Annotated in this window: 21 protein-coding genes; 5 read left to right on the top strand and 16 right to left on the bottom strand. The window is 44.7% G+C overall.

Annotation, left to right across the window (positions count from 1 at the left end; translation table 11 throughout):
- The first annotated feature begins 11 nt into the window (after positions 1-11).
- Complete coding sequence (locus CTT30_RS16215; protein ID WP_252037568.1) at positions 12-1,163, top strand: MFS transporter; 1,152 nt, start codon at positions 12-14, stop codon at positions 1,161-1,163.
- A gap of 130 nt (positions 1,164-1,293) precedes the next feature.
- Here CTT30_RS16215 and CTT30_RS16210 read toward each other — a convergent pair whose 3' ends face one another.
- Entirely contained in the window at positions 1,294-3,888 is a 2,595-nt protein-coding gene (locus CTT30_RS16210) for a cellulose-binding domain-containing protein (RefSeq protein WP_252037119.1), read from the bottom strand.
- 369 nt (positions 3,889-4,257) lie between these two features.
- Positions 4,258-4,953 carry a VC0807 family protein gene (locus CTT30_RS16205; RefSeq protein WP_239835821.1) on the bottom strand — a complete coding sequence of 232 codons (696 nt, stop codon included), beginning with the start codon at positions 4,951-4,953 and terminating at the stop codon, positions 4,258-4,260.
- A 373-nt stretch (positions 4,954-5,326) separates the two neighbouring features.
- Here CTT30_RS16205 and CTT30_RS16200 point away from each other — a divergent pair, with 373 nt between their 5' ends.
- Complete coding sequence (locus CTT30_RS16200) at positions 5,327-6,124, top strand: Cof-type HAD-IIB family hydrolase (protein WP_252037118.1); 798 nt, start codon at positions 5,327-5,329, stop codon at positions 6,122-6,124.
- Positions 6,125-6,145: 21 nt separating this feature from the next.
- Here the strand turns inward: CTT30_RS16200 and CTT30_RS16195 are convergent, their stop codons facing one another.
- The 8 genes from CTT30_RS16195 to CTT30_RS16160 are packed head-to-tail and all read right to left on the bottom strand — an operon-like array spanning position 6,146 to position 12,501.
- The gene (locus CTT30_RS16195) at positions 6,146-6,748 is read right to left on the bottom strand and encodes a hypothetical protein (protein ID WP_252037117.1); all 603 of its coding nucleotides are present in this window, start codon (positions 6,746-6,748) and stop codon (positions 6,146-6,148) included.
- A gap of 40 nt (positions 6,749-6,788) precedes the next feature.
- Complete coding sequence (locus CTT30_RS16190) at positions 6,789-8,561, bottom strand: bifunctional lysophospholipid acyltransferase family protein/GNAT family N-acetyltransferase (protein WP_252037116.1); 1,773 nt, start codon at positions 8,559-8,561, stop codon at positions 6,789-6,791.
- Position 8,562: 1 nt separating this feature from the next.
- The gene (locus CTT30_RS16185) at positions 8,563-9,015 is read right to left on the bottom strand and encodes a hypothetical protein (RefSeq protein ID WP_038160379.1); all 453 of its coding nucleotides are present in this window, start codon (positions 9,013-9,015) and stop codon (positions 8,563-8,565) included.
- Between the two features lie 15 nt (positions 9,016-9,030).
- Entirely contained in the window at positions 9,031-9,468 is a 438-nt protein-coding gene (locus CTT30_RS16180) for a YHS domain-containing (seleno)protein (RefSeq protein WP_006961785.1), read from the bottom strand.
- On the bottom strand, positions 9,465-10,211 hold the full coding sequence (locus tag CTT30_RS16175; RefSeq protein WP_252037115.1) for an NRDE family protein: 747 nt from the start codon (positions 10,209-10,211) through the stop codon (positions 9,465-9,467). The genes CTT30_RS16180 and CTT30_RS16175 overlap by 4 nt, the downstream gene beginning before the upstream one ends.
- A 3-nt stretch (positions 10,212-10,214) precedes the next feature.
- On the bottom strand, positions 10,215-10,763 hold the full coding sequence (locus CTT30_RS16170; RefSeq protein WP_019276287.1) for a hypothetical protein: 549 nt from the start codon (positions 10,761-10,763) through the stop codon (positions 10,215-10,217).
- Positions 10,764-10,787: 24 nt separating this feature from the next.
- Entirely contained in the window at positions 10,788-11,918 is a 1,131-nt protein-coding gene (locus CTT30_RS16165; RefSeq protein ID WP_252037114.1) for a D-alanine--D-alanine ligase, read from the bottom strand.
- The gene (locus tag CTT30_RS16160; protein ID WP_252037113.1) at positions 11,902-12,501 is read right to left on the bottom strand and encodes a DedA family protein; all 600 of its coding nucleotides are present in this window, start codon (positions 12,499-12,501) and stop codon (positions 11,902-11,904) included. The genes CTT30_RS16165 and CTT30_RS16160 overlap by 17 nt, the downstream gene beginning before the upstream one ends.
- A gap of 377 nt (positions 12,502-12,878) precedes the next feature.
- Here CTT30_RS16160 and CTT30_RS16155 point away from each other — a divergent pair, with 377 nt between their 5' ends.
- Positions 12,879-13,601: a glycerophosphodiester phosphodiesterase family protein gene (locus CTT30_RS16155; protein WP_252037112.1), complete on the top strand. Its 723-nt coding sequence runs from the start codon at positions 12,879-12,881 to the stop codon at positions 13,599-13,601.
- A gap of 21 nt (positions 13,602-13,622) precedes the next feature.
- Here CTT30_RS16155 and CTT30_RS16150 read toward each other — a convergent pair whose 3' ends face one another.
- The gene (locus tag CTT30_RS16150; protein WP_012126577.1) at positions 13,623-14,384 is read right to left on the bottom strand and encodes an IS5 family transposase; all 762 of its coding nucleotides are present in this window, start codon (positions 14,382-14,384) and stop codon (positions 13,623-13,625) included.
- A gap of 132 nt (positions 14,385-14,516) precedes the next feature.
- On the opposite strand from CTT30_RS16150, the gene CTT30_RS16145 reads away from it, so the two are divergent.
- Positions 14,517-14,723 (top strand): DUF4996 domain-containing protein, encoded by a 207-nt coding sequence (locus CTT30_RS16145; RefSeq protein WP_252037111.1) that lies wholly within the window; start codon positions 14,517-14,519, stop codon positions 14,721-14,723.
- 231 nt (positions 14,724-14,954) lie between these two features.
- Here CTT30_RS16145 and CTT30_RS16140 read toward each other — a convergent pair whose 3' ends face one another.
- The 3 genes from CTT30_RS16140 to CTT30_RS16130 all read right to left on the bottom strand — a co-directional run bounded on the left by CTT30_RS16140 (position 14,955) and on the right by CTT30_RS16130 (position 18,972).
- Positions 14,955-15,380: a VOC family protein gene (locus tag CTT30_RS16140; protein WP_239875001.1), complete on the bottom strand. Its 426-nt coding sequence runs from the start codon at positions 15,378-15,380 to the stop codon at positions 14,955-14,957.
- Positions 15,381-15,617: 237 nt separating this feature from the next.
- A complete protein-coding gene (locus CTT30_RS16135) occupies positions 15,618-16,850 on the bottom strand; it encodes an exo-beta-N-acetylmuramidase NamZ family protein (RefSeq protein ID WP_239863529.1) in 1,233 nt (410 codons plus the stop codon).
- Between the two features lie 94 nt (positions 16,851-16,944).
- Entirely contained in the window at positions 16,945-18,972 is a 2,028-nt protein-coding gene (locus CTT30_RS16130; protein WP_252037110.1) for a glycoside hydrolase family 3 protein, read from the bottom strand.
- 545 nt (positions 18,973-19,517) lie between these two features.
- On the opposite strand from CTT30_RS16130, the gene CTT30_RS16125 reads away from it, so the two are divergent.
- Complete coding sequence (locus CTT30_RS16125; protein ID WP_252037109.1) at positions 19,518-21,464, top strand: metallophosphoesterase family protein; 1,947 nt, start codon at positions 19,518-19,520, stop codon at positions 21,462-21,464.
- A gap of 137 nt (positions 21,465-21,601) precedes the next feature.
- On the opposite strand, the gene CTT30_RS16120 is transcribed toward CTT30_RS16125, so the two are convergent.
- Positions 21,602-22,759 (bottom strand): DUF1501 domain-containing protein, encoded by a 1,158-nt coding sequence (locus CTT30_RS16120; RefSeq protein ID WP_252037565.1) that lies wholly within the window; start codon positions 22,757-22,759, stop codon positions 21,602-21,604.
- Positions 22,760-22,770: 11 nt separating this feature from the next.
- Complete coding sequence (locus CTT30_RS16115; RefSeq protein WP_252037108.1) at positions 22,771-24,129, bottom strand: DUF1800 domain-containing protein; 1,359 nt, start codon at positions 24,127-24,129, stop codon at positions 22,771-22,773.
- Positions 24,130-24,208 lie beyond the last annotated feature (79 nt).

Genomic DNA, 24,208 nt, shown 5'->3' with positions numbered 1-24,208 from the left:
TAACTTAAGGAATAAAAATGAAAATTTTATTGTTTTTTATTGCATTTTTAGTCGGTGCAGATGAGCTGATGCTAGGACCAATTCTGACTCCAATAGGAAAAGATCTCGGTGTCGCTCCTGAGCGCGTCACTTTATACATCACAGCCTATAGCCTTGCACTTGCATCGATTGCTCCATATCTAGGGGCATATTCCGATCGTTATGGGCGACTTAAGATCATGATTCCAGCCTGCCTACTATTTGGTTTGGCGTCTATTGCCACTGGCCTTGTGGACAACTTTGAAGCAGGGCTGATAACGCGAATAGCCACTGGGCTGGCAAGTGCTGGCATGTTACCACTTGCCTTTGCGTTAGCAGCTGACTCCAGCGGTGAGGACGCGATGAAACAAATTGCTTGGGTGCAATCTGGTCTGACACTGGGAATGATATCCAGCCCTGCTCTGGGTGCTGTTTTAGCTGAAGTATTATCTTGGCGAGCGGCGTTTTTGCTGCTCGGTTTCTGCGCATGGTTTGTTGCAGCAGCATTGGCCTATATATCCATGCAGAAGCAAATACCTAGTCAGCAAGCGATAGAAGCTAAAAATGCCCATCACGTTGGCAAGGTCTGGCAGATACCTGGGGCTGCCGGGGCACTACTTGCCATGTGTTTCGGCTTAGGCGGTGGTATTGGGCTATTTAACTTGATTGGTCAACACCTAAAAGACACGCAGGGAGTTTCGATGTGGGTCATTGGCAGTTTGTATACGATTTTGGGTTGCATCAGCGTGATAGGAAACTTACTCATGCCTAGACTGGCTAAGCGCCTAGGAAACGGACGCCAACTCATGAGAATCGCCTTAGGAGTTTGCGTGATCGTCAGTGTATGGTTTTATCTGCTGCCAACACAAAGCCTATACGTTCTGTTATTTCCACTGGCCTTATGGGCACTGGCAGGTGGCATAGGCTCTCCCGCTTTACAAGGCTATATAGCAGAGCTGTCTACTCAGCATCGCGGTGTGTTGCTGTCGCTAGCAATGACCATGATGCACTTAGGTGTGGCCATGTGGTCTGGTGTGGCTGGCTTTGCCTACACTGAAGGGCCAATTGGTATGGCATTGTTGGCTGTGGTTCTGTTTGGGGTAGCAATGACGGCCTTGAAACCAGTGCCAAGAAACTTAGCCTAAACCTAATATAAAAAGCCGCCCTCTTCGAAGGCGGCTTTGATGTTCATCTCCTTTGAAAGTTACCTATTGAAGCAAGTCACTCAAGGAGCCTTGTTGTATTAGACAATGTGCAACGAGTCGTGCCTTGCCATTACTGAGGGTTTAAACCAAGTGTTTGCAGAACCAGCTTGAAGTTATCTTGACGCTCTTTCACTGCATGTACTTCGCCACTGACCGGACAAGTATGGTCTGGACAACCTCTGTTAACGATGCCGGATACCGCATCGATAAACTCAGTACCTTTTAAGCCTCCATCAACGTATTTTTTCAGTTCTGTGTAGTAGTTCCAGTCAGCGTAAGGGCCACCTTCATCATTATATGCCTGCACTGATGTTACCCAGTAAAACAAGCCTGCAATCCATTTGATCTCGCGGTTTTCCTCAGAGCTACAAATCAGCCCAGGGTTAGAACAGAAGTCTAGATCCGCATAGAGAGGATTCGCTGGAGGCGCTTCAACGATTACACCATTGACAGTGGTGCCAATAGTATCAGGGTCAACATGTGAGCGGCCCATGAAGTGATTCAACGTACCAAAGTTCTGACGCCCCGTCGTTTGAATAACACCACGGCCCCACCAACCACAGCCTTGGACTGTGCCGTTAGTATCTGAACCATCCCAGATAAACTTACCCGCTTTTTGCTCAGCGTAGACTTTACATTCATCACGTTCCCAAACCTGTTTAGAGGTATCAACAACGCTAGGAACCTCATTACAATGACCGTTGTTTGTCCATCGACCGACATTACCATTGACCAACAGACCTTGTTCTTCCAATACAGAATCTGGCGCTGCAAAGATAGGCGCTGGAGCACCGTACCACTTAGCATTCGTTAATGCACTGACTTCCATTTTAGGGTCACGAGGACAAGAATAAGGATGATCCTGCCCAGTCACTGGATCCATACCATAATCCGCATACTTCTGACCAAGTTGACCACAACTTGCAGTCATTGGGTAGTCGACGGGAGCACCGTATCGAACTTCAGACCAGTTGTTTTCATCACAAGCATTATAACGAATCGTCTCCTGCATACTTTGTGATAAGAAAGCGGCAATGGCGACTTTAGCGTAGATTGTATTGGTAGCGTCATCCGCTGCATCATCCAGCAGCCAGAAAGTATTACCCGCAACACCAACGTTGTGCATTGAGTTAAGCCCAGCTAAGAAGTCTGCCCATTTATACACAGTCGACGGAATCCATTGAGACTGAGGCGTTTCAAATAGGAAAGCTTGGTTATTCATTGCCGTTTCTGCACTGGCTAACTCGTTATTGAGTGACTCAATTCGCGTTAGAGGCCCGCTGGTGACACTTTCACCAACATAATAAAGCGGGACAGGTGCATTCTGGTAACGAGCAATTTTAGCGCTAAGATCAGCAGAATCAGAATCAAAAGAAATAGCAAAAATATTACTGTGAGCCGCTTTGCGAATATGGCTTTCTCCTGCAGTGTTGCCGAGGAAATAAGCTGAAGCCTGTGATGTGGGGAGAGAAGAGAGCAAAGCCGGTGTTTGTAGATAATCCGTGACTTGCTTGACATACTCCAACGCGTAATGCCATTGGTTGTCTGATAATGAAGGGGATGAGCTGGATTTAGTGAACGCAACAAAGTCTGCTTTTGTCAACGAATCCGCTTTGTACAGTTCAAAGCTAGATAGTAAATCTGATGTCGCACCAGACGCTGCATTCCAAACCGCCCTGCGACCCGAATGAGTATCGTAAGCAAAGTCTCCAATGTTGAGTACCCAACCGAAGGTGGCTTGTGGCGCCAATGTAGAGATAACAAGGTTGTACGCTTGCGCCCAGCCTTGAGCGTCATCGGTAAGCGCATTAATGTCATTGAGGTCGATTTGACTGCCCGTCGTGTCAACCGCTGACGTTAAAGCCTGCTTAACAGCAATCACACCCAGACCCTTTCCTTTATCTACTGTTGCCACATCCAACACATCGCTGTTGATGATGATTGACGTTGTGCCTGCAACCTCAACGTCTTGGATAAGTGAAACAAACGCGTTGGTTAACTTAGTGATGTCCGACAAGTTTTGACTATTGATTGTATCGACAACTAATGTAGCAGGTGTATTCAGTGTTGCGGGGCTGGTCACCACAAAATTGCTCGGCCAACCATTCACTTCAAGCCTTACTGGATCCATAGGGTTTGGCAAAGACAGTAATGGCGCAGTACCAGGAGGCGTATTGTCACAATTTAGGTGATGAGACCAACTGCCATCACTTCCGGGAATTGACGATGTCCACCAGTTTGCTTCATAAGCAATGTTGTCTTTAACCATGACATCACCACCATTTGCGTGGTCACCTTGCGTCCAGTCAGGGTAGATATTGAACTCTGAACATAAGCCATCAACGGGCCCCGGTGTCGGATCTGGCGTCGGCTCCGGAGTTGGTTCTGGATCCGGTGTGGGATCAGGTTCTGGCGTTGGGTCAGGGGTCGGCTCTGGGGTTGTATCACTAATCAACTTCCAAGGTGAGTCCCACTCATTAGCATAGTCATCAGTTGGGCTCTGCCCTACATTAACCCACCATTTGGCCTCATAAATTTGCCCATCCACCGTTACTTGCGTTCCACCAGAATAGGTTTTAGTCGCATCATACGGCTCTGCTGCAAATAAGTGCCCACTTAGAAGCACACACGCCAATGAGGTCGCTATCTTATTAATCCTAAACATAATTTTACCTTTCAGTTCATTATCTTATTTCACGTTTTATAGGAGTGAAGTGTTTACTTATTTATAAAATAATCTTCTAAAAATAAGTTAGCAGTTCTTGATAGCAATATCAGACCAAACGTTAGGATTTATATTGTTATGCGGCAAATATCACGCAGAAACGAATGAAAAGGGCTCAGTTAGTTAACAGGTTAAAATAACTTAATTACGAATTGTTCTGCTCAATGAACATGCTTCAAGTAAGCTCTAGAAAATTGAGAGGGGATCGAAAAAGAAGAAATGCAGGTGTTTGAAAGAATAGAGAATATTACTCCTTTAGCAGATGTTCGTCCGCCTGAGTTGTAATCAAGTCAGGCGGACTCTATATACTTATTTGGTATGGAATATTTGCTCTGTCTCTAAGGACGTCATAGCTCTGATTTGACGCCATAGGTAATAAAAAATACCGAACATCATTAGCATGCTTGGAATCGCAATGGCTGGGTAGCTGTACAAAGTGAGCTTGCCCAACTCTTCGTTAAATTCAGGGGTGCCAGCAGGGCTAGTAACAATCCAAGTTGCGAGGAAATAGTTCATCGCAGAAGAAAACGCAAAGGTACTGGCAAATAGATAGTTTGATGACATCAGGCATCGTTCAAACTCTTGAGATTTACCGTTTTCTTCAAGGCGTTTGGTGATCAAAGATAGGTTTAACACCGTGTCGTTCAAGAGCATCTTTTGCATTAGTGGGTAACGAGTAAAAGTAGAGCCTAATACTGCTAAGCCGATCAGGCCTGGAATCAATGCTTCTTTTAGAGCCAACCAACGCGTATCAAGCTCCAACAGACCGATACCGCCTGTCAGTAACACACTGACAAAACCAAGTGCGGAAATGAAGTTGAACTTCTTATTACGGATAAGGTCCATACCGCCGTAACCGATAGGGAAAAGCAAAGCGACCACAAGCGCCATTGCCGTGCCTAGGTGCTCTTCACCACTAAACTTCATCAATATGAATGAAGGGATGAATACGTTAAAAAGGATCTCAAATAATGGATTCGACTTTTTCGTCGTCGTGTTGCTCATAATTTCCTACTAACTCTATTATGTCGCTGTTATTTACTTTGGGGGAAGTGTTCATTGCTTAGCGCAAGATGTAAAGCGTTAAAATGTCGGGTTGTGTAACGACTTATTAAATACATAAGCAACCAATACATTGACTCAAATGATACGTAGCCCCACTCATGTCAACTCTATCACAAAGGTAAGCGTGCGACTTCTCTTCATTTCACAGCGTCAATACTCTCCAACGGTGTGGCCTGACTACCTCAGGCCACAATCTGACTGACTTCTGCTCTGCATTTCTGCTTGAGATCATCACAGTTTCCTGTACTTTACCTGATATTCGCTTGAACACTTTTCGAGCCTTTCGCTTTCTGCATTTTTAGGTAAACACAACATGTCGCTTTCAGATATCAAATTCATCGCTGCCGATATGGACGGCACTCTGCTGGATGAAAACAGTCAGCTAAACCCTGAATTCTTCGAACTATACGAACAGCTTGAACAGAAACAGATCATTTTTGCGGCGGCATCGGGGCGTCAGTATTACAGTCTCATGGAAACTTTCTCTCCAGTTAAAGATCGTATGATGTTTGTCGCTGAAAACGGCACGCTGGTCATGCACCAAGGCAAAGAGCTTTACAGCTGCACGATTGATGGCAGTGCCATTGAAGCCATCATTCAGCAGGCACGAGCAATTAGTGGAACACACATTGTGCTTTGCGGTAAAAACTCAGCTTACATCGAAACGCAAGATCCTCGAGCGTTGGAAGAGTTTGCCAAGTATTACCACCGCTGCGAGTATGTTGAAGATCTACTCAGCGTTGAAGAAGAGTTCATTAAAATCGCCATTTGCCACTTCGATGGAACCGAACAGCTCGTATTCCCGATCATGAACGAGCACTTTGGCGACAGTCATCAAGTGGTGGTGAGTGCTAAGATCTGGCTGGATGTGATGAATGCAGAGGCTTCAAAAGGCGCAGCTATTAAACATCTCCAACAAACGCTTGGCTTTAGTCATGAGCAAACCATGAGCTTTGGCGACTACCTAAATGACTTAGAAATGCTCAAAGAGAGCTACCACTCCTACGCAATGGAGAATGCTCACGACACCATCAAGCAGACCGCTCGATTCCGCGCACCAAGTAATCGAGAGAATGGCGTCCTTCAGGTCATTAAGGACAAGCTGCTTTAAAGCGCATCAATTTAAAGCCCGTCACCGTCGTTCTTGGGCTTTTTCTTTCTCCGATAGTTCTGCGAGTTGCTGCGTGATTTCTTCTTGCCTCTTGGAGCAGCGTTCAACTGCCTCTGCGGTCACCTTAAGGGCTTTGGCCATCTGAGACACATTGTGTGTTGCACTGAATACCGTATTCTGAAGTGGTCTTAGCAATAACCAGTACACGGCACCAATGATAGCGATCAAGATGACACCAACTAAAGCGACGATCAACACGATCTTCAACTGCAAATCGTCGAAAAATCGCTGACTCTTTTCACTCACCACTTGTTGCGAGTGCTGAATGGCGGCAGGGAAGTTAGCAACAGACTCTCTGGAGATGGAGACCAGCTGATTGAGGTTGGAAATAGTCTCACTCAACGTCTGCTTTTGTTGTTCAGTCAGATTATCACTGTGCGCAATACCATCGAGAGCGCCAGCAATATTATCCAATGATGCACGAGTTTGATCGATGGACTTCTCTATCCCTTCCAACTCCAGCGTCACATTAACGTCAATAAAAGCACTATCCTTTTCACTCTGTTGTTCTGCTGCCACATCGATAGATATCAGCGCTAACCACAATCCAATCCAGATCTTCATGTCTTTACTCTCATTGTTTCCATTCCCCCTATCGGAGGCTTTAATCTGATGGCTTGTTACTTACTGGCGAAGAATGAGTCTTCTGGTATGCAGCAGCGGCCTCCCGCCCCATATATTTACCTAATGTTCTGACTGGTACCGAAGTCAGGTCGACGACAATCAAGCCATCCAGCGCAAAGTTAAAGGCAGGGTCAACATTAAAGCAAACCAGCTTACCGTTCATTCCGAGGTATTGTCTCAACAACACAGGTAACCCCATGCCTTGCTCAAGGCGACTCAGCACTTTAGAGAGCAACGGTAAATCAGCCAATGAACTCAACATATCCGGACGCCAGAATTCCTGACCACTTTTTTCTAGTGGTGTGGTTGGCGATACAAGCTTTGCTTTCTCTTCATCGTAATAATGGACAGACATTACCGATGCAATCAGCTGTCTCGCGACTGGGCTGTAATCATTGCTGATACTGACCGGACCAAATAAATGTGTGTATTTCGGATGGCGCTCAACAAACTTGGCGATGCCTTTCCATAACAGGAGTAAGGAGTGCATATTGCGTTGGTATTGTTTCGACACCACAGAGCGCCCAAGCTCAATCGACTGGCCTAACGTATCAACAAACGCTTCGTCATAGTTGAACAGGCTGGTGGAATACAGCTGCTCTATCCCACCTTTAGCGATCAGTTCATCCACAAGACCTAAGCGATAAGCACCCACTAAATCTTGGTTTGCACGGTTCCAGACAAACAACTGATGGTAGTGCGGGTCAAATCTGTCGATATCGCACGATAAACCGCTGCCTTCACCGACTTCACGGAAGCTCTCTTCACGCACACGGCCAATCTCCTCCATCACGTGTGGAATCACATCCGTTGGAGCGCAGTAAACATCAAAGTCATCTTGTTCGAGGAGCTTGTATTGTTCAATCTGCGACAACTCATTCTCCAATGTGGCAACACCAACAGGGGCAATGATTGGCTCGGCATCATCCGTCTGTAGTGCAGACGTCTGTGGCTTTCCCATACTGCCCATTAAATACGTGTTCAGGCGGAAGTACTGGGTAATGTCTTCTTCATCCTCAAAACCTTTGATTTCTGAGAATGGGATAGCATTGCCGATGGAGACGGATATCGTCTGCCCTGATTTGTTGAGTAGTTCACGTCCAAGTAGCGCCGTTCTTAGCAAAGGGTGGATTCGTCCCGCTTGATAGAAGAGCTTGCTGTTCATGCCATTGATAAAAACCGGCACCGTTGTCGCTTCGGCATGCTTAACAAACTTGGCGACGGACTTACTCCAAGCTTTATCGGTGATTTTATTTTCATTCGCCTGCCAAGCAGAGACTTCGCCAGCTGGGAAGATAATCAACACCCCACCCTCTTTGAGGTGCTGATTGGCTTCTTTGATCGCTTTTCTGTTGGTCTGTCTGGCTTGTTCTCCACCAAATACGTTCACTCCAATGAACAGGTCATCCAGTTCAGGAATGCGTTTTAGCAGTTCATTCGCCAGCACTTTTACGTCCTTTCGCGCCTTAGAAATCAGAGACGCGAGAATTATCCCTTCAATGCCACCAAACGGATGATTAGCAACAATCAGTACCGAACCTTCGGCGGGGATATTTTCCAGACTGCCATGGTCGACTTCATACTGGGTGCCAATTCGGTTGAGCGCTTCTTGCATAAACTCAAAGCTGTCTTCCGGCAAGATGTCTTGCTTGTAGAGGGCGTCGAGCGTTGATAAACCCGTTGCCCACTCCACCATTGACTCACCAATACCAAACGGCGTTTTTCGCGGCAATCTGAAAGGACTATCCAACATATTAAGCTCCTTTTGCTAGCAGGTTGTTGGTAAACGTTCCTTCCGTTTTCACATCACGGATGAAGAGGAATACACCGCACGACCAAACAATACATGCCATACCGAATAGCAAACCACCGTCGTCACCAACAATCTCACCCATAGCGTTGAACTCGGGCATAACAATGCCTAGTGGAGTGAATAGGTGGAAGAAAATCGCACCTGTCATAATGCCTGCACTCATTGCCGCACCAACACCGTGTAAGCGAGTAAACAGCAGGATTGAGGCAATCAGCTCGGAAAAACCAATTAAGTAACCACCGTAAACACCAAACCATTCAATCCCTGACCATTCCCCTAGCGTGCCAAAGATATGGTCCGTCTCATAAGAGCCTGAGAACTTGAAGAACAACGATTGAATAAAAACAAAGGCAATAAACGCTGAAGGAATATGCTTAATCGGAGAAAATTTCATAGAGGGAAATCCTTGTTAGTTAACTAAAGTTGGCCAATTGATATCAGCTTGCTTGATGTGACCAGCACGGTCGTCATCCCACCAGCTTTTCACTTCTGCGTCATAGTTCAGGTAAAGCTTACCGTCGACGATCGCCCATTGTTTTGGATCCGCTGACGCAAAATCGTTTTTAGCTGAAATCGCCCACGCGCAGTAACCGCCATATTGAGGAGCGTAAGCCTCAGGGTCTGCTTTAAATTTGTCTAAATTTTCCTGAGAAGAGAAATACCAGTCAGCGCCCTCATATTCGACTTGCCACTTGCTGTCTCCTTTAACAGGTTTACCTTCGGTAAAATAGGCAACCGTGTCATAACCGCTCACTGCTTTGCTGCTGAATATTCCGGTGTAAATTTTATCTGCTGACCAAGATGGGAAACTGACTAACATGATTAAAAGGGCAAATAACTTCTTCATTTGAAGACTCCTTGTTCTACAACGTCGGCCTTCAAACAACTTTGTGTCGTTCGAAAATCAACATTGCGGTGATTGTCGATTGATTGGTAATTCATCTCTTGTTTAGTAGAAGACACGACAACTGAGGTAAAACTTACAGTGCGAGCGTCATTTCTTTCCATAAGAGGAGAAAGGTGCGGATAGCTGTCATCAAACGTCTGATGAAAGCGTTGACCTATCTCGTCATCTGGCGTCGTCAACACCAACTCGTTAAACAGACTTAGTCGATATTTTCTGGCTTCTTCGTAGTGCAAAGCCGCCGAGACTATCGGCGCAAACGCGTGTGAACGCGTAAGCTGCTCTCCATCCCATATCCACAGCACGGTTTCATTCGCCGTTCTGCGTGTATCGAAAGAAACCACTGTAAAAGGTGCAAAATGTGTCAGTCCCATTTCCAACAATCGAGCATCGACAGTCTGACTGGAACAACTGCTTGCGAGACGCTTAATGATCATGCCCCGGCTGGTCAGCGGACCTTTCGGTGTTTTCCCTTGGTAGAAGTTAAGCAAGCACACAGTAACACCGTGTTCATTGGCGGATATCCAACTGCCTCCACCCACAGGGTCAATCGGCATCACACAGTGCACACCATCAATGACCAGACTTTGTGGCTCAAGTGCTGGCAGGCGAGAACGCTGCTCGTCGCGATTGAAATAAACCTCGTAGTGGTTATTGCCATGATAAACCCAAGATAATGTACACATAGATTACTGCGCCCTTTGGTAAGTTGCCGTCGTTGGTGCGACGCCAAAATGGCTGTCTGATGCTACGCCTCTTAACGATGCCACGACTTTCGCCATCGCAAAGTGATGAGTAGCGTGGAGCGCGGCGAAAGTAATTTCGCGGACAAAGGTCGAAGTCACTTCTTCAACGTGCGTTTGAGAGAGCATCACTTCTGTTTCAACCTGAACAGGTTGATTCAGTTCATTGGCTGGTAAACCAAACAGCCACTCAATCAGCTCAGCTATCTCCTGCTTAGCGACATTAATATCTCGCTCGACGTTGTGACCACGGCGACGAACGTTGTAATCAATCTTGTCACGGTCCAAACGAATTGCATGAAATAGGTCTAGCCAATGACGGTAGTGCTCACCAATCGAGCTGCTCACATGAGGCTGGGCGATATAGGTATAATCTTCCGGTTGCAGCGTTTCTAAAAACTCGTAGCCCTGATTGAGCGTCTCAATACAGCCGACAACGGCCTGAGAAGTCTGAGATTTAGCAAGCATGGCTGAAAGCGTCGAAGTATTCTTCATAAACATTTTTCCTGCGCAGAGCTATTAATCGGTCATGGGATAAAGCTGAGTCAGCAATTTTTCTTCCCGCCACGCCCGTAGTAGCGCACCCAGAGAAGGCGTCTGATGGCCTTGCTGTTTGTGTTTGGAACCAATTTGATAAAGCAAACGGTACTGCTTAAGCAGCGTACTGAAGATATGCGACAGTGATGTGTCGCTGTCCCAGATATGCGCGGCTTCACTACTTGCACCATTGATTTCGAGAATATCGAACGCTTCACCACGCATTAGCGCATTGATATCTTTAAATTTCACATCCAGGCGACCGTAGTTAAAGCCATCAAAATCACCGAGAACTTCGTCCAGCTTTTGCTCGAGAGCCTCTGTGATAAATTGATTGCCATCGCGGAAGATACAACCACGTGAATGGCTACCCGCAAATGCCAACTGAAACTCGTCCCCTTTCGGAATAACTACATCGAGATGTTCGCTATGACGAGGCAAATACAAATGCTGAAGTTTGCCTGCACGTGGGCAGTGCTCAATCAGTTGCTTGAGTGAAGAACGTCCATCACCCGTTACACGTGGGGAATATTTAAGAGTGATGGAAATAACCTTGCCTCGCTCCTCTCCCGGTTGTCTGACATAGAATATGCCTGCTTCAGCACTGTAGTCCGAGCGAACTTGCAACAGAAAACGTCCTTGAGAAGGGAACTGAGCGATATAGTCTTTGAGTTGTTGGTCGCCATTCACCAACTTGACCCCAACCCCTCGGCAACCCAAATCAGGCTTTGCCACAAGAGGGTAAGTAATTCCTTGCTGTTTGAGTTGTTCTTTTGCTTGTGTAAACAATTGCGCTTCGTTGGTGTCAGATTTCTCCAACGTAATGAAAGGCAAAATCCACTGGCGCGTAATATCTCCAGCCGCGCTGAAAATGTCGTGTTTGGATTCTCCAACCATACCGCTAAGTTTGATCGCAGGGTTAGCAATCAGCGGCAGTGCCCAATCTCTGTGATACAGGCTTAATGCTGCACTTTGGACAACCACAGGGGCATAAACGAACCAAGCTGGTAAAAATTCAAATGGCGAGATGACTCTTTTCGGTTCATGGAGAACTGGCATTCCCGCATTGACCTTGTCTTGTGGAATCATTTCGACATTAGCGAGCTGTGTCATAAGAGCCTCTTAAGAATGTTTTTGTAATAATTTTATTGAGCATCCACATTAAGCATAGACCTGCCGGAATCAGCACCCAGCTTACGTGACTCTCTTTCAGCCAGGCCACACTGCCTAACTGGTAGAAGGAACCAAAAATCAAAGCAGTCCAAAGCCCTGTTGCACCAATTACCGCGACAAAAAATCGCATCATAGGCACATCAAGAAAACCGCTTAGCGTGAAGCCCACCGTGCGCAGGCCAGGAATGAAACGAACAATAAACAGGGTAATAAACGCACTCTGGTGAAGTTTCTTCTTCACTTGACGGACACGTTGATATTGGAAAATTCGATATCGTAGCAAGCGTACACGTTGTGCACTTTTCCCCATCAGATAGAGGCCAAGATCTCCTGTGGCAATCCCAACGAAGATAGCCGCTAGCGCCATACTCATTGGCATTAACTCTTGTACTGCGAGCGTTGCCGCGGTCACGATGGCTAAATCTTCCAGTAAGTAAGAAAGCAGGATGATGCCAACAAACAGCATTGCGACTGATGTATGCCCAGCGTACAACCATGCCTGTATCTGATTTGCTAACTCCATCTCTAACCTCAGCCATACTTCTTCAAATGTTCAGCGCTACTCGCATAGGCTGGCTAACTATCCATGGCATTTATTGCTGCGCCATGGTTAACAAGATAGGGAAATCAATGAGAAAATTTCACATACCTACAATTTAGTTGAAAAAAAACAGCTAAGGGGGCGAAAAAACAGAGTTTTCCGTAATTCGTACCACTAACGCGCTAAGCTGATGGGCTAAGCTAGAAAAAGCCAAAGATAACGCAAGTGCGATTTGGCTGGAGGGTGTATCACAATTCGATTTTATGATGTGCCAAGATATGTAGAGAGAGCCACTCAAGCGGTCGCTCAGCATTTTCGTATCCATATTCAGTAGCTTCTGCAATGCATCAAGGCTTAGTTTGCAGTCAACACATGTAGAAAAAATTCTAGAACGGCTAGAGGATGCCAACAGTCATCGAGATCACGTCATGATTGTTGCCCATAGAGGCTTATGGATTAAAGATGGCACACCTATCTATGCAGAAGGCTCTTTAACATCGATAAATAAGGCGATCGAATTAGGCATCGAAGCGATCGAGCAAGATATTCGAATGACTAAAGATGGAGTGTTTGTCGGTATGCACGATGAAACGCTTGACCGTACTACAACATGCACAGGGGAAGTCGTAGAAAAGCTTTGGTCTGAGTTAAAAGAATGCAACTTGGTTATCACGGATAACTTAGGAAAAAATAGAGTTGTAACGAATGAGAAAATTCTCAGCTTAAATCAAATCTATCAAGCGATTGATGGCAAAATTCTATTAAATCTTGATAACAAAGTTGGCGTAAATTACTTTCCTGAGATGATTGAAATGGCTCGAGAGCAAGGTGTTGAACATCAACTTTTGGCTACTATCAATCAGAATACGCCTGAACAACGCCAATCAGCCTCACAAATGCTCAATATCATTGGTGAAACAAGTGCCAACTTTCTTCCCAACCTTTATGATTCCCATGTCAATCTGGATGATGTAGAACGTTCACTTCAAGAGTATTCCCCTTCTGCTATGCAGCTGAGAAACTACCACGCTCCTGATGGAAAAATTACTATGGATGGGGGGATCTTGTTTAGGGCGTGTTGATCTTTGCTGTACATTTCGTATTCAGCAATACATCGGTAACCACATTAACATGAATGCCAGCGATAACATGCTGGCATAATTCCTTTCTAACTTGTCATATCTACTTGAAATAGCTCGATAATGCTTAATTCTCGCAAAGGCATTTTCAACCAGATGACGATACTTGTATAGACACCAATCCATACTGGTTTTGTCTATATCTTGCCCATAATTGCGTTTAGCAATTACCGTTTCTCCGCCATGTTCCTTAACAAAAGTACGGAAAGCTTCGCTGTCATATCCTTTATCACAAACGATGGTATTAACTTCATCGAGTTGTTCAACTAAGCTTTTGGCATGCAATATATCGTGGCGTTGACCTTCTGATAAATCAAAGCAAATCGGTAAGCCACCACTATCCACAGCTAAGTGAATTTTGGTTGAGTTGCCCCCGCAACTTTTTCCTATTTGCTCTGAGCTTTCAGTAGCTGCGCCTGTACTATGCTGGTGCGCTCGAACTATAGAGCCGTCAAGAAAGACCCATTCAAAATCAGCCATGCTAGATAAGCTTCTGAAAAGCTTATCTAAAACCCCTTTCTTTGACCAAAGATTAAATCGTCTGTAAACGGTACTCCACTCTCCGAACTCAGAGGGTAGATCTCGCCAAGGAATACCTGTTCTCATTCGATAAAGTATTCCTTCAAATGTCATTCGATGTTCAGTTTTATCGTAAATACGACCTGTACTTTTCATAATTTGAAGTAGCAGTTCCCATCGAATATCAGTTAGCATTGTTCTTGGCATGGTATTGGTTATGGTTTTACTTTTGGCGAAGCAAATTATAACTCTTTACCATGTTGTTCAAAAAATACTCACGAAAGATCAACACACCCTAGTCAAAAAGCAAAACAGCTCGCGAATCGATATAATTCTCATATGTGGATAAACACGCTTTATACGTATAGGGAACAAGCCGGTATGCGCTCAGGTGGACGCGGAGATGAAATGGCAGTTTATGCAAACCTTCCTAGTGAAGTTTACGGCTTTTGGGTAAACCAAGGAGTCACCATGTTTCAGACTGATGAACCTGAGTTTTTGTTGGGCTGGCTGAAAAGTAATGGTTACCGAAAACCCTATAACTGATCGGCTTCCCCATATCTATCTGGGCCATTAGCTGACATAATTTATGGGGTCGACTTGCACAATGATACAAGTCACCCCCTATCGATAAAATCTATATCAAACCGTGGTCATACCCAATGTAGCCATGAATTCCACTAGCCTGTCGGCTTGTACTGTATCCACTGCTATCTTGTTCTTTCCCACATGCTTACATGAAAGGCTCTGAGCCAGAACTCTGAGCTTGAGTTTTCATCAGATAACGAGACTGCCATCATCATTAAACTCCCAACAGTCGCCATAAGCTACTTCCCATAGATAGCCATCGGGATCGGAGAAGTAACCGCTATATCCTCCCCAGAATACGTCTTGCGCTGGTTTGACAAGCTTGCCCCCTGCCTCGACAGCGACACGTAGAATGTCATCCACTTCATCTTTACTTCGCGTGTTATGCGCCAACGTAATACCACTAAAACCTGCCCGTTTTGCGGTAAAGTCGGGCGAGACATCATCTGCTAATGCTTCAAGAGGATATAGCGCTAAACAAGTCCCGCGAGTTTTGAAAAATACAATGCCTTCTTCCGGTGTTTGAGCCGATTCAAAACCAAGCTTCGTATAAAAGTTAAACGAGGTTTTAAGCTGGCTGACGCCAAGCGTAATAATGCTGATTCTAGGTTCCATTACAGAGACTCCTTTATTGGTTTCATCCATAGTAGTGCAAATAGAATCACTGTGCTTAATTCAATATCGATTTTGTGTTTTGCCTAACCCGACATAACCGTCATTGATTAACATGGTTCGACTTTATTATGACCTGAGTAATTGCGCGGATGTGGCAAGAATCGTAAGTGAAGGTGGGAGTGAGAAATCTCAATTTGCCGCCTAATCGTGTCAACTAGGCGGCAGAGGTAACCTATTTTACTCAGGGTATAAACGGTACTTTTCACGCATACCGCGATATTCGTCTAATGCGGGCTCCCAGCTTGCTTCGATAACTTTATAGTGCGTGCCTTTATGTAGCTCTTCAAATACAGATGTAGTACCAATCAACTGTGCTAGCCATTCAGGGCGATCGATAATGCAGCGTTCCTCTAAAATATCACCTTCTGTAGGACAAACACTCAGGTAACCCAAGTCACGCATTTTCCAGTACCAACGATATAATGGCTCTAGGGTGAATTTGGTGTCTTCCGGTGGGGCGATACGGTAGCTTTCTCCCCATACGTATTCACCTTGTTGTGGCCAAGCTGCAGGATCATCCTCAATTTGAAATTCGTAGTTTATGTACAGATCTGGATCTGGGTAACCAATGACTTCAAAGGGAGTATCGGTACCACGACCGACGCTAATAGTGGTCGCTTCAAACAATCCCAAGGTTGGGTAGTATTGAACCGCTTCATCGGTTTGCAAGTTTGGTGACGGTGGCGTAGGTAGTGAGTAAGGCGTACTGTGAGTATATTCCGGCACCTCGACCACTTTCAGATCTTCATCGTTAAGTTGAATTTCGTTGGCCATCCAGCGCTCGCCATTAATCATCAGAGCCAGTTCACCCACAGTTAGGCCGTGAACAACAGGAATCGGAGCCATACCAACAAAAGACGAGTGTTCCTCTTCCATAATAGGGCCTGCGATGTAGTGCCCATTCGGGTTGGGACGATCAAGGATCAGCACTTGACGATCATTTTCAGCAGAAGCCTCCATAACATATTGCATGGTACTGATATAAGTATAAAAACGGACACCGACATCTTGCATGTCAAATACCATAACATCGACGTTTTCTAAATCTTCAGGAGTTGGCTTTTTATTATCGCCGTGCAAAGAGATGATAGGTAGGCCAGTATCTGGGTCGATGCCATCTTCGACATGGTCCCCAGCATCATGATCGCCACGAATACCGTGTTCTGGGGCAAATAAAGTCGTCACATTAACTCCATGCGCTAGCATGGTATCAATGGTATGAGTACCATCTTGAGTATGTGAGGTTGGGTTAACCACCAAACCTACCCGTTTACCTTCAAGATAAGGTAAGTATTCTTCAGTTTGATCCACACCCACTTTAATCTGAGCGTTTTCACTGACATCCTCTTCATCACAGCCGCTAACGAACAGAACGCTAGTCAATACAGCTAAGGAGAGTATTCGTTTCATGTTATTTCCTTATAGTTAAGTTCCATAGTCAGATTTGGAACGTAGGGCAATAAAAAGCCCTTCCCCGCGAGGGAAAGGGCTGAGGGCATAGTGGTTATTGTGGGTAGCTAAGTCCGTGGCCAATTTCGTACTTAAGATCGCCCATTTCACCATCTTCATTTTGCTCGAAGATGTTGACTGGCAGTTTGCCAGCTGGGTTGAGATCACCCAGAATCACACGGGCAGCTGCATCCATTGCATTGGCACCTAGATCTTCGCCATCTGCATTTGTACCGTAGAAATTATAGGTAGCGATGGCACTGTGTGACACGTCTTCGTAGTTCACCACATCATAAGGAGCTCGTAGAGTAAGATGAATTACATTTTTGTTTTGCTCATGGGCATATTGCATCGCGTTGTAAGCAATTTCGTTTTTATCAAAGCATCCATCACAGAATGGATTCACTTCATTAAATACAAGCGATCGGCTATCATTGGTTGCAGTTTTATTCTTCCCTGCATAGTGGCCTTGATCACCAACTGGAGTTGGGTTTGTAGCAAGCGTCCCAACAATAACTGTGTCTGCGTTGTCGATATAATTCGTATCGATTTCTAATAAACGACCACCAATTTGGCCTGTAGTTACTTCAGTAACACCGTATTGTTTTAATGCTGCTTCAAGCGCTTTTTCTTTCGAACCATCAGAACTTTCCGAGATCTCTGGAGCAGGCATAAGGACGTGAACTTTCCCAATAGCATCTTTATCAAGAGGTAGCATTGGGCTGCCATATTTTTGGTTTGAGATCAAAGTGACTGACTTTTCAGTAATATTTTTTTCTATTGCTTGGTGCTCATCATTACCGATGATTTCTTGAGCTTGCGATTGAATATCAGTCAGTGGTTGTGCGCCATTATGATTGAGGATATTACGCTCAAGCTTTTTGGTGATAATACGCTCAACGGAGCGATCGATATCAGCTTCAGAAAGTTCACCAAGTTCAACGGCTTCAACCACTTCATCAATCAGTTCCGTAAGCTGATTTTCACCACTTGTTGTGCGGAACAAAGTTGGCATTAAGGCGATATCCACTCCTGCTTGGAAAGTCTTGATAACCGCTTCAGCTTCGCCAAAGTAATCAGCAATACCTGCCATGTCTAACGCGTCAGTAATGGTCAGGCCTTGGTAATTGAGTTCTTCACGTAGCAGCTCAGTCTGAATTTTGTAAGACAGGGTTGCCGGTACCAGCATTTCTTTACCAGTCTCGCTGCTGGTGATAAATGAAGAATCGAGGGCAGGGTATTGGATATGCGCCGTCATGATCATGTCCGGTGCTACACCTTGCTCAATTGCTGTTTTATATGGCGCTAGGTCAATAGCATGAGCTTCTTCTAGCGTATTAAAAACAATTGGTAGGCCGTAATGAGAGTCATCCTTAGTATCACCGTGGCCCGGGAAGTGCTTGAAAGCACCAATAACATTAGCGGCTGCCATACCTTGTGCCGCCTGGCCACCAAGAATACCGACTGCTTCTGGGTCTTCACCGTAAGATCGAACATTAATTACTGGGTTAAGTGGGTTAGACTGAACATCAACCACAGGGGCAAAATTGACGTTAAAGCCAACAGAGCCTATTTCTGTTGCTAATACCTTGCCAGCATCATACGCCAATTGTGAATCACCGCTGTTAAGGTAGGCTGAACCCAGTGCCATGTTGCCTGGTAAGTTGGTCGCGTCTTCACGAGGAAGACGAACAACACTACCACCTTCTTGATCTATGGTCATGAACAGGCCAACCGGCTGCTCATCTTCAACAGCATCTTGCATATTCCAGATGAGTTCTGCTGTCTGGTCTGTATCAACAAGGTTACTGCTAAATAAAATCACCCCACCCACTTTATTGTGTTCAATGACATGGCGAACACTGTCATTTATTTCTGTCAGGCCATCCGTACACTCTGCGTTGCCATCGTCACACCAATAACGAAAAGACATAACAATTTTCTGAGCAATTTTTTCTTCAAGAGTCATTGATTGCGTAATAGCTTTTGCTTGTTCATCAATGCTCATTGTATCGTCATTACACCCTACTAATGCCAATAGACAGCTAGTAGCTAGTGCAGAGACTTTAAAGCCCTTCTTCATGGGTATTCCTTATTTCAACATCAATATTAAGTGGAGTAAATTTGATAGTTTAAATTAGATTAAAATAATCATAAGACAGTACAACGGAAAAATAATCCACTGCTTTCCACCATTTTAAAGATATGTATAACCCACTTATTTTTCTGAGAAAAAAATCACATTTTTTGCTTTAACGCCCCCTTTTAAATATTAATTATATAAACAAAAACAATCAATTATGATATCAATTTTATTAATTATGATTTATTTATATTTAATTAAATGCAAGGATTAAAATTTAATGAGTATAAAGACAACAATAAACTCAAGACATGAAATTATTTTTATCAAATTATATTTAAGTGGTTTTTACTTTAACAAACAATATATAAACACAATAAAAATAACATTTATATTGATATATGCCATGCACCATGATTTATAGAGTAAAACTAAAAACAAAAAATAATCATTATCTATTATTATGTTATCTTAATAAGAAGAAAATATTTTTTTAATAATTCCTAGATAAGATTTTTCTCTTTTTAATAAACCGTTAATGAAAAATGAAAAAAATCCTATTAGCTTTACTCATTTCGCATACTTTAACTGGCTGTGATTTCGATACAGACGACGATACACGAGAATCAGAACACAACCTTACCCAAGAGAGCACATTAAAGGTGGGTATACTCCCTGACACGCAAGCAGATGGTGTTACCGTGGCAGAGCATACTATGAGAGCCGTATTGGATAAGCACCTAGAGAATGGCGTAAATGTCGTGATCGCTGTCGGCGATCTAGTTGATCAAGGCAATCAATCTGAATTTGAAAGCTGGACTAGCATCGCGCGTGAATACCAAGAAAAAGGGCTTGAGTTCTTACCTCTTATGGGTAACCACGAAGAGTCGTATAGTTTCATGGTGGATTGGATTGACTATATGTCTGAGTTCATTCCCAAAGATGCAGTCCACCAACCTAAAAAAGAATGGATCAATTACTACGTAAAACGTGAAAATATATTGATGATTCAGATTTCTTACTGGGAACTCGCCTTTGCTTATGAATGGATAAAGCAGGTAGTGGCTGAACACCGAGATGATGTTGAACATATTTTCATCAATAGCCATGATGGTCTTATCGGGGCTAAGTATGGCCAAACTCGGGAGCTGATTGTTGAAGGGAACAAAAACGATGTACGCGGAGAGCTACTTGAAGAGCACTGGGATGAAATCAGAGAGTTCTTCTTCCAAAACGACATTATTTGGAACCAAGGCCATGAACATTTATACCAACGTTCAACAATTGATGCACCTGAATATCTGATCGATACAAAAGGCTCCACCCCAACAGGCGGTAACTATCGTATTCCTGTTTACACCCAAGTAATTTCTGGCAACGCATCATATAAAGGCTATAACTTTCGCTATGGAGAGCGAGATTTTGTCCAAAACATCATCCAAATGAAAATGGGGACTTTTGATGACACTTCAGAACATTTTGATGTCAACGCACCTCAATACACCATAAGTGGTGAACGCATAACCTATGAGGCTTTCGTTACACCTCACACCATTAAAAACAATAGTGAAGGACCTAAAGAGCTACAAACACCGGACTGGATCCTGATGGATAAATTTGATCGCACAACAAACCGCTGCGAAAAAATTGTCGATGCCATCACAATCGAAGCCAAAATGGAGACGGGAGATGCTCGTCCTGATGGGCATGATTTCTCCTTTAGAACGACGCCATGCGTTGACTCAAATCAGCTACATGCCCGTATTCTTGGTGGGCAAAATACATTATTCAATAGAGTCATTAATGCTGAAACAGCAATTGGTTGGGATGAACAAAGTCGAGCGAAAACACCAAGCGCACTATGGGCAAGAATGCATAACTACTTGTACCAAGATCATGAACCATGGACACCCAATTTTAATGCTAAAGAACGTGCTGTAGAAGGTATTATTGATAATACTGAATTTAAAATTCCACCGACTTCCATGGATATGAAAAAGCACATCACTCTAAGCTGGGATGATACCACTACCAAAAACATGCTGTCTGATGTATTAATTATATCCGGAATGACAACCCATACAGGGACCTATCAAGATGCCAATGGTGGCCGCTTAGACATTGAAGTCGAAGAAGGAGTCAAAACCACTCATGATGATTGGGATAAACCTGCCGAGCCAATGCCTAGCAACGCCACAAAGGATTGGGATATCAACCAACAAAAAGCCGTTGCGTACAGTGTAGAGTTCGCCTTACCTCAATCTCAAACAGTTGATAAGGTAGCTTTAGCCACGTATAAAGATAATCAATGGGTTCCCATGGTATCAAAAGACTGTGTGTTGACTTTACCATACGAAGACACCTACTTGGATACTCCACCCAATACAGGAACAAATTGTGATAGTGAGTTGATTGTTGGTTACGATGTCGATAAACACGCTTTTTGGACGATCTTGCATGATGATGCTGAATTAGCTTTGATAAAACAATAATCATGTCAGTAAAGACCTGTGTAATAAGCACTACACAGGTCTTAATTCTAGCTAACAAATATGAACTCGATCACTTATCGACATTACCACTTTAAAATAGCTACTTGCCATTCCATCTGATGCCTCTTCCTTTCCTCCTAACTCATCTCTACGAACTCAAATCGCAGTGCTTTCGCTTGCTGGCTGTCTGGAAAGATGGTTTCGAGTTTCTTCGAGGTGACCGATAAATGTGGGCCCAGTACCCCTTTGATCACTGAGCGTGTATCTGTGGTCGGTTTGAGATCTCGCCCTTGATATAAGTCAGCTTCCGCCAACCCTGGCCAATGGCCTAGTACTTCTCCGCCTCTAATCGCCCCACCAGCCACGAACATTACATTCGCCGTACCATGATCCGTCCCCTTGGTGCCGTTTTCACGCGCAGTACGGCCAAATTCGCTCGCGGCTATCACAACTGTCCGTTGCCATTGCTTGCCTAGCGCTTGTTTTAGAGATGCTAGACCAGCATCCAATAACTTCAACTGATTACTCAATCTACCGTTAACACTGCCTTGATTAGCATGGGTATCCCAGCCTCCCAACTCCAAAGCCGCAATATTAGGCCCTGCTGGATCCGCCAAAATTTCTCCAGTCTTCTGCGTTAGGGATTGAAACTGCTTACCCACACCTCCGTCCCCCACCAGTTTGTCGATTTTCATCATACTCTCAAAGTTAGACGACAAGGTGGCGTCAGATTGAAGCAGTTGTTCAAGTAGCTCCGTTTGACGCTCTCGTGTTTTCAGTCGGTTTGGATACCAACTGTCGACTCTAGCTTCTCCCTGCATGATAAGTGGAAGGCCAGAGTCAATGGCAATGGCCTGATTCCGGCTTTCAATACTAAGCAATCGGTTGAGCCAACCTTCCGCATAGAAGGGATCTAATGTGCCATTTTCAAGTATCTTCTGACCATCAAAGTGAGAACGCTCTCGATAAGGAGTGGCACATGCATGAACAAAACTGATCTCCCGTGCCTGATACCACTGGTGACAAGCTTTAAGAGCAGGGTGAAGACCAAAAAAGCCATCTAAGTTCAGTAACTGCCCTTCATGGAGCCCAATGGTTGGCCTAAGCGACGCATATACTTTATCACCATAAGGCACCACCACATTTAGACCATCCATCGCACCACGCAGAGATATCCAGATAAACAGGTTGTCGGAACGTGATTTGGCAAACACAGGCATGGGTAGCAATGAGCTCATACTCAGTGCAGCAGCACTTTGCAAGAAGCGGCGTCTATTAGGCAAGGTGGATGACATCATGATTCTCCTTAGCGATACTGAAACTGCGGACTGAGCCAAAATAGCGATAGCTGCATCATTGGGTTCTTGGTTTTACTCAGTACCAGCTGAGTATGTTCATCCAGGTAGGCGCCATAGAGCTGTGAGATCACGTCATCGACCATTTTTTGCGGTTGGATGTTACTCGCTTTAGCCTGCTTGACCGCTTTGGCCGCCAACATATTAGCGACTTGTAACCTCTGTGTTAGAGCAGAAGGACTATTGTAGTCTTTGTCTCGGTCTGGCCAACCTGCGGGGGAGCCCGGATTGAATGCCGGCTGCCCTAACACATTCAACACATTCATCGCTTGTTTATCACTGATACTAATTTGCGCGCTGCGCAGAACAGCAAACAACCATTCTTTAGGCGTACGAAATCGCATCGGCTCAGCGGAACCTGCTGGCTCACTTTCGATCAACACTTGGTATACAGGACGCAGCTCTCCTGCAGATTTTAAATAAGCATTAGCCATTGCCGCCTCAAGTTCAGGGTAGGAGCGACCAAAGAAATGTTGGCATAATTTAGTCGCTAGGTGCTGCGCGGTATCAGGATGCAGCGCTAACGCTTGGAGGCAAGCTTCGCCTTGTTCTATTCCTTTTTGCGCATAAGTGCGGCCCATAACCTTCACCGCCCCTGGCTCATGCATACTCGGTACAAAGCGAAAACCGATATCAGGTGATTTGAGTTTGATGCTCCAACCAGAAATCGCCTTTGCTAGTTCAATCACGTCCTGCTGCGTATAAGAGCTATCGACGCCTAGGGTATGAAGTTCAAGGATTTCACGAGCCAGATTCTCATTCAACCCTTTACCACGTCGTTTGCCAAGCTTGGAGTTAGGGCCGGTCGATGCCTGATTATCCAAATACATTAACATCGCAGGGTGCTTTGATACGCCCATGAGCATATCGCTGAAGTTACCACTCCAGTGTTGACGAACAACATCGTTCTCAATTTTGGAAGCCAGTGGCATCAAGCGTCGATTGTCGACGGATATGGCGAAATGATTGCTCCAAAACTGGATTAAGCGTTCTTGAAATCCGTATGGAGTATGAATGCTTTGTTGGTGCCGAGCTTCGATCTGCTGGCGATAGTGCTGACGATAAAAAGCCTGAAGTTGCTCTTGCAGCTCACGCTTTTTCACCACATCATTCTTAACTTTGGCGCGTTGCGCTTGGCTTTCACCAAGTTGAGTCAGAATCTCTTTGGTACTTGGTAAGGCTTGAATGCTAGGGTGAAGATAACTCACACCCTCTAGCTGATGCACCAGTGGTGAGGTCGGTCTTCCTAATTGAGGACCAAACCCAAATCTTTGTTCTGCAAGGATCTGCTCGTTTGGATAATAATTCATAACGCACTTCCTGATACGACATACTGTAAGAGTATTCTGCCTCTGTCAGGAAATGATGAGTTTTACCAAGTTTCAATCC

Origin of the sequence: Vibrio coralliilyticus, from assembly GCF_024449095.1 — a bacterium.
Classification (GTDB): domain Bacteria; phylum Pseudomonadota; class Gammaproteobacteria; order Enterobacterales; family Vibrionaceae; genus Vibrio; species Vibrio coralliilyticus_A.
Note: the sequence above shows the minus strand (reverse complement) of the source record. Positions and strands in the feature narration are given on the sequence as shown.

What these genes read in the sequence shown, in the direction of transcription:
- CTT30_RS16210 (WP_252037119.1), bottom strand. Translation starts at nt 3,888, where the DNA reads ATGTTTAGGATTAATAAGATAGCGACCTCATTGGCGTGTGTGCTTCTA.
- CTT30_RS16205 (WP_239835821.1), bottom strand. Translation starts at nt 4,953, where the DNA reads ATGAGCAACACGACGACGAAAAAGTCGAATCCATTATTTGAGATCCTT.
- CTT30_RS16200 (WP_252037118.1), top strand. Translation starts at nt 5,327, where the DNA reads ATGTCGCTTTCAGATATCAAATTCATCGCTGCCGATATGGACGGCACT.
- CTT30_RS16195 (WP_252037117.1), bottom strand. Translation starts at nt 6,748, where the DNA reads ATGAAGATCTGGATTGGATTGTGGTTAGCGCTGATATCTATCGATGTG.
- CTT30_RS16190 (WP_252037116.1), bottom strand. Translation starts at nt 8,561, where the DNA reads ATGTTGGATAGTCCTTTCAGATTGCCGCGAAAAACGCCGTTTGGTATT.
- CTT30_RS16185 (WP_038160379.1), bottom strand. Translation starts at nt 9,015, where the DNA reads ATGAAATTTTCTCCGATTAAGCATATTCCTTCAGCGTTTATTGCCTTT.
- CTT30_RS16180 (WP_006961785.1), bottom strand. Translation starts at nt 9,468, where the DNA reads ATGAAGAAGTTATTTGCCCTTTTAATCATGTTAGTCAGTTTCCCATCT.
- CTT30_RS16175 (WP_252037115.1), bottom strand. Translation starts at nt 10,211, where the DNA reads ATGTGTACATTATCTTGGGTTTATCATGGCAATAACCACTACGAGGTT.
- CTT30_RS16170 (WP_019276287.1), bottom strand. Translation starts at nt 10,763, where the DNA reads ATGAAGAATACTTCGACGCTTTCAGCCATGCTTGCTAAATCTCAGACT.
- CTT30_RS16165 (WP_252037114.1), bottom strand. Translation starts at nt 11,918, where the DNA reads ATGACACAGCTCGCTAATGTCGAAATGATTCCACAAGACAAGGTCAAT.
- CTT30_RS16160 (WP_252037113.1), bottom strand. Translation starts at nt 12,501, where the DNA reads ATGGAGTTAGCAAATCAGATACAGGCATGGTTGTACGCTGGGCATACA.
- CTT30_RS16150 (WP_012126577.1), bottom strand. Translation starts at nt 14,384, where the DNA reads ATGCCAAGAACAATGCTAACTGATATTCGATGGGAACTGCTACTTCAA.
- CTT30_RS16145 (WP_252037111.1), top strand. Translation starts at nt 14,517, where the DNA reads ATGTGGATAAACACGCTTTATACGTATAGGGAACAAGCCGGTATGCGC.
- CTT30_RS16140 (WP_239875001.1), bottom strand. Translation starts at nt 15,380, where the DNA reads ATGGAACCTAGAATCAGCATTATTACGCTTGGCGTCAGCCAGCTTAAA.
- CTT30_RS16135 (WP_239863529.1), bottom strand. Translation starts at nt 16,850, where the DNA reads ATGAAACGAATACTCTCCTTAGCTGTATTGACTAGCGTTCTGTTCGTT.
- CTT30_RS16130 (WP_252037110.1), bottom strand. Translation starts at nt 18,972, where the DNA reads ATGAAGAAGGGCTTTAAAGTCTCTGCACTAGCTACTAGCTGTCTATTG.
- CTT30_RS16125 (WP_252037109.1), top strand. Translation starts at nt 19,518, where the DNA reads ATGAAAAAAATCCTATTAGCTTTACTCATTTCGCATACTTTAACTGGC.
- CTT30_RS16120 (WP_252037565.1), bottom strand. Translation starts at nt 22,759, where the DNA reads ATGTCATCCACCTTGCCTAATAGACGCCGCTTCTTGCAAAGTGCTGCT.
- CTT30_RS16115 (WP_252037108.1), bottom strand. Translation starts at nt 24,129, where the DNA reads ATGAATTATTATCCAAACGAGCAGATCCTTGCAGAACAAAGATTTGGG.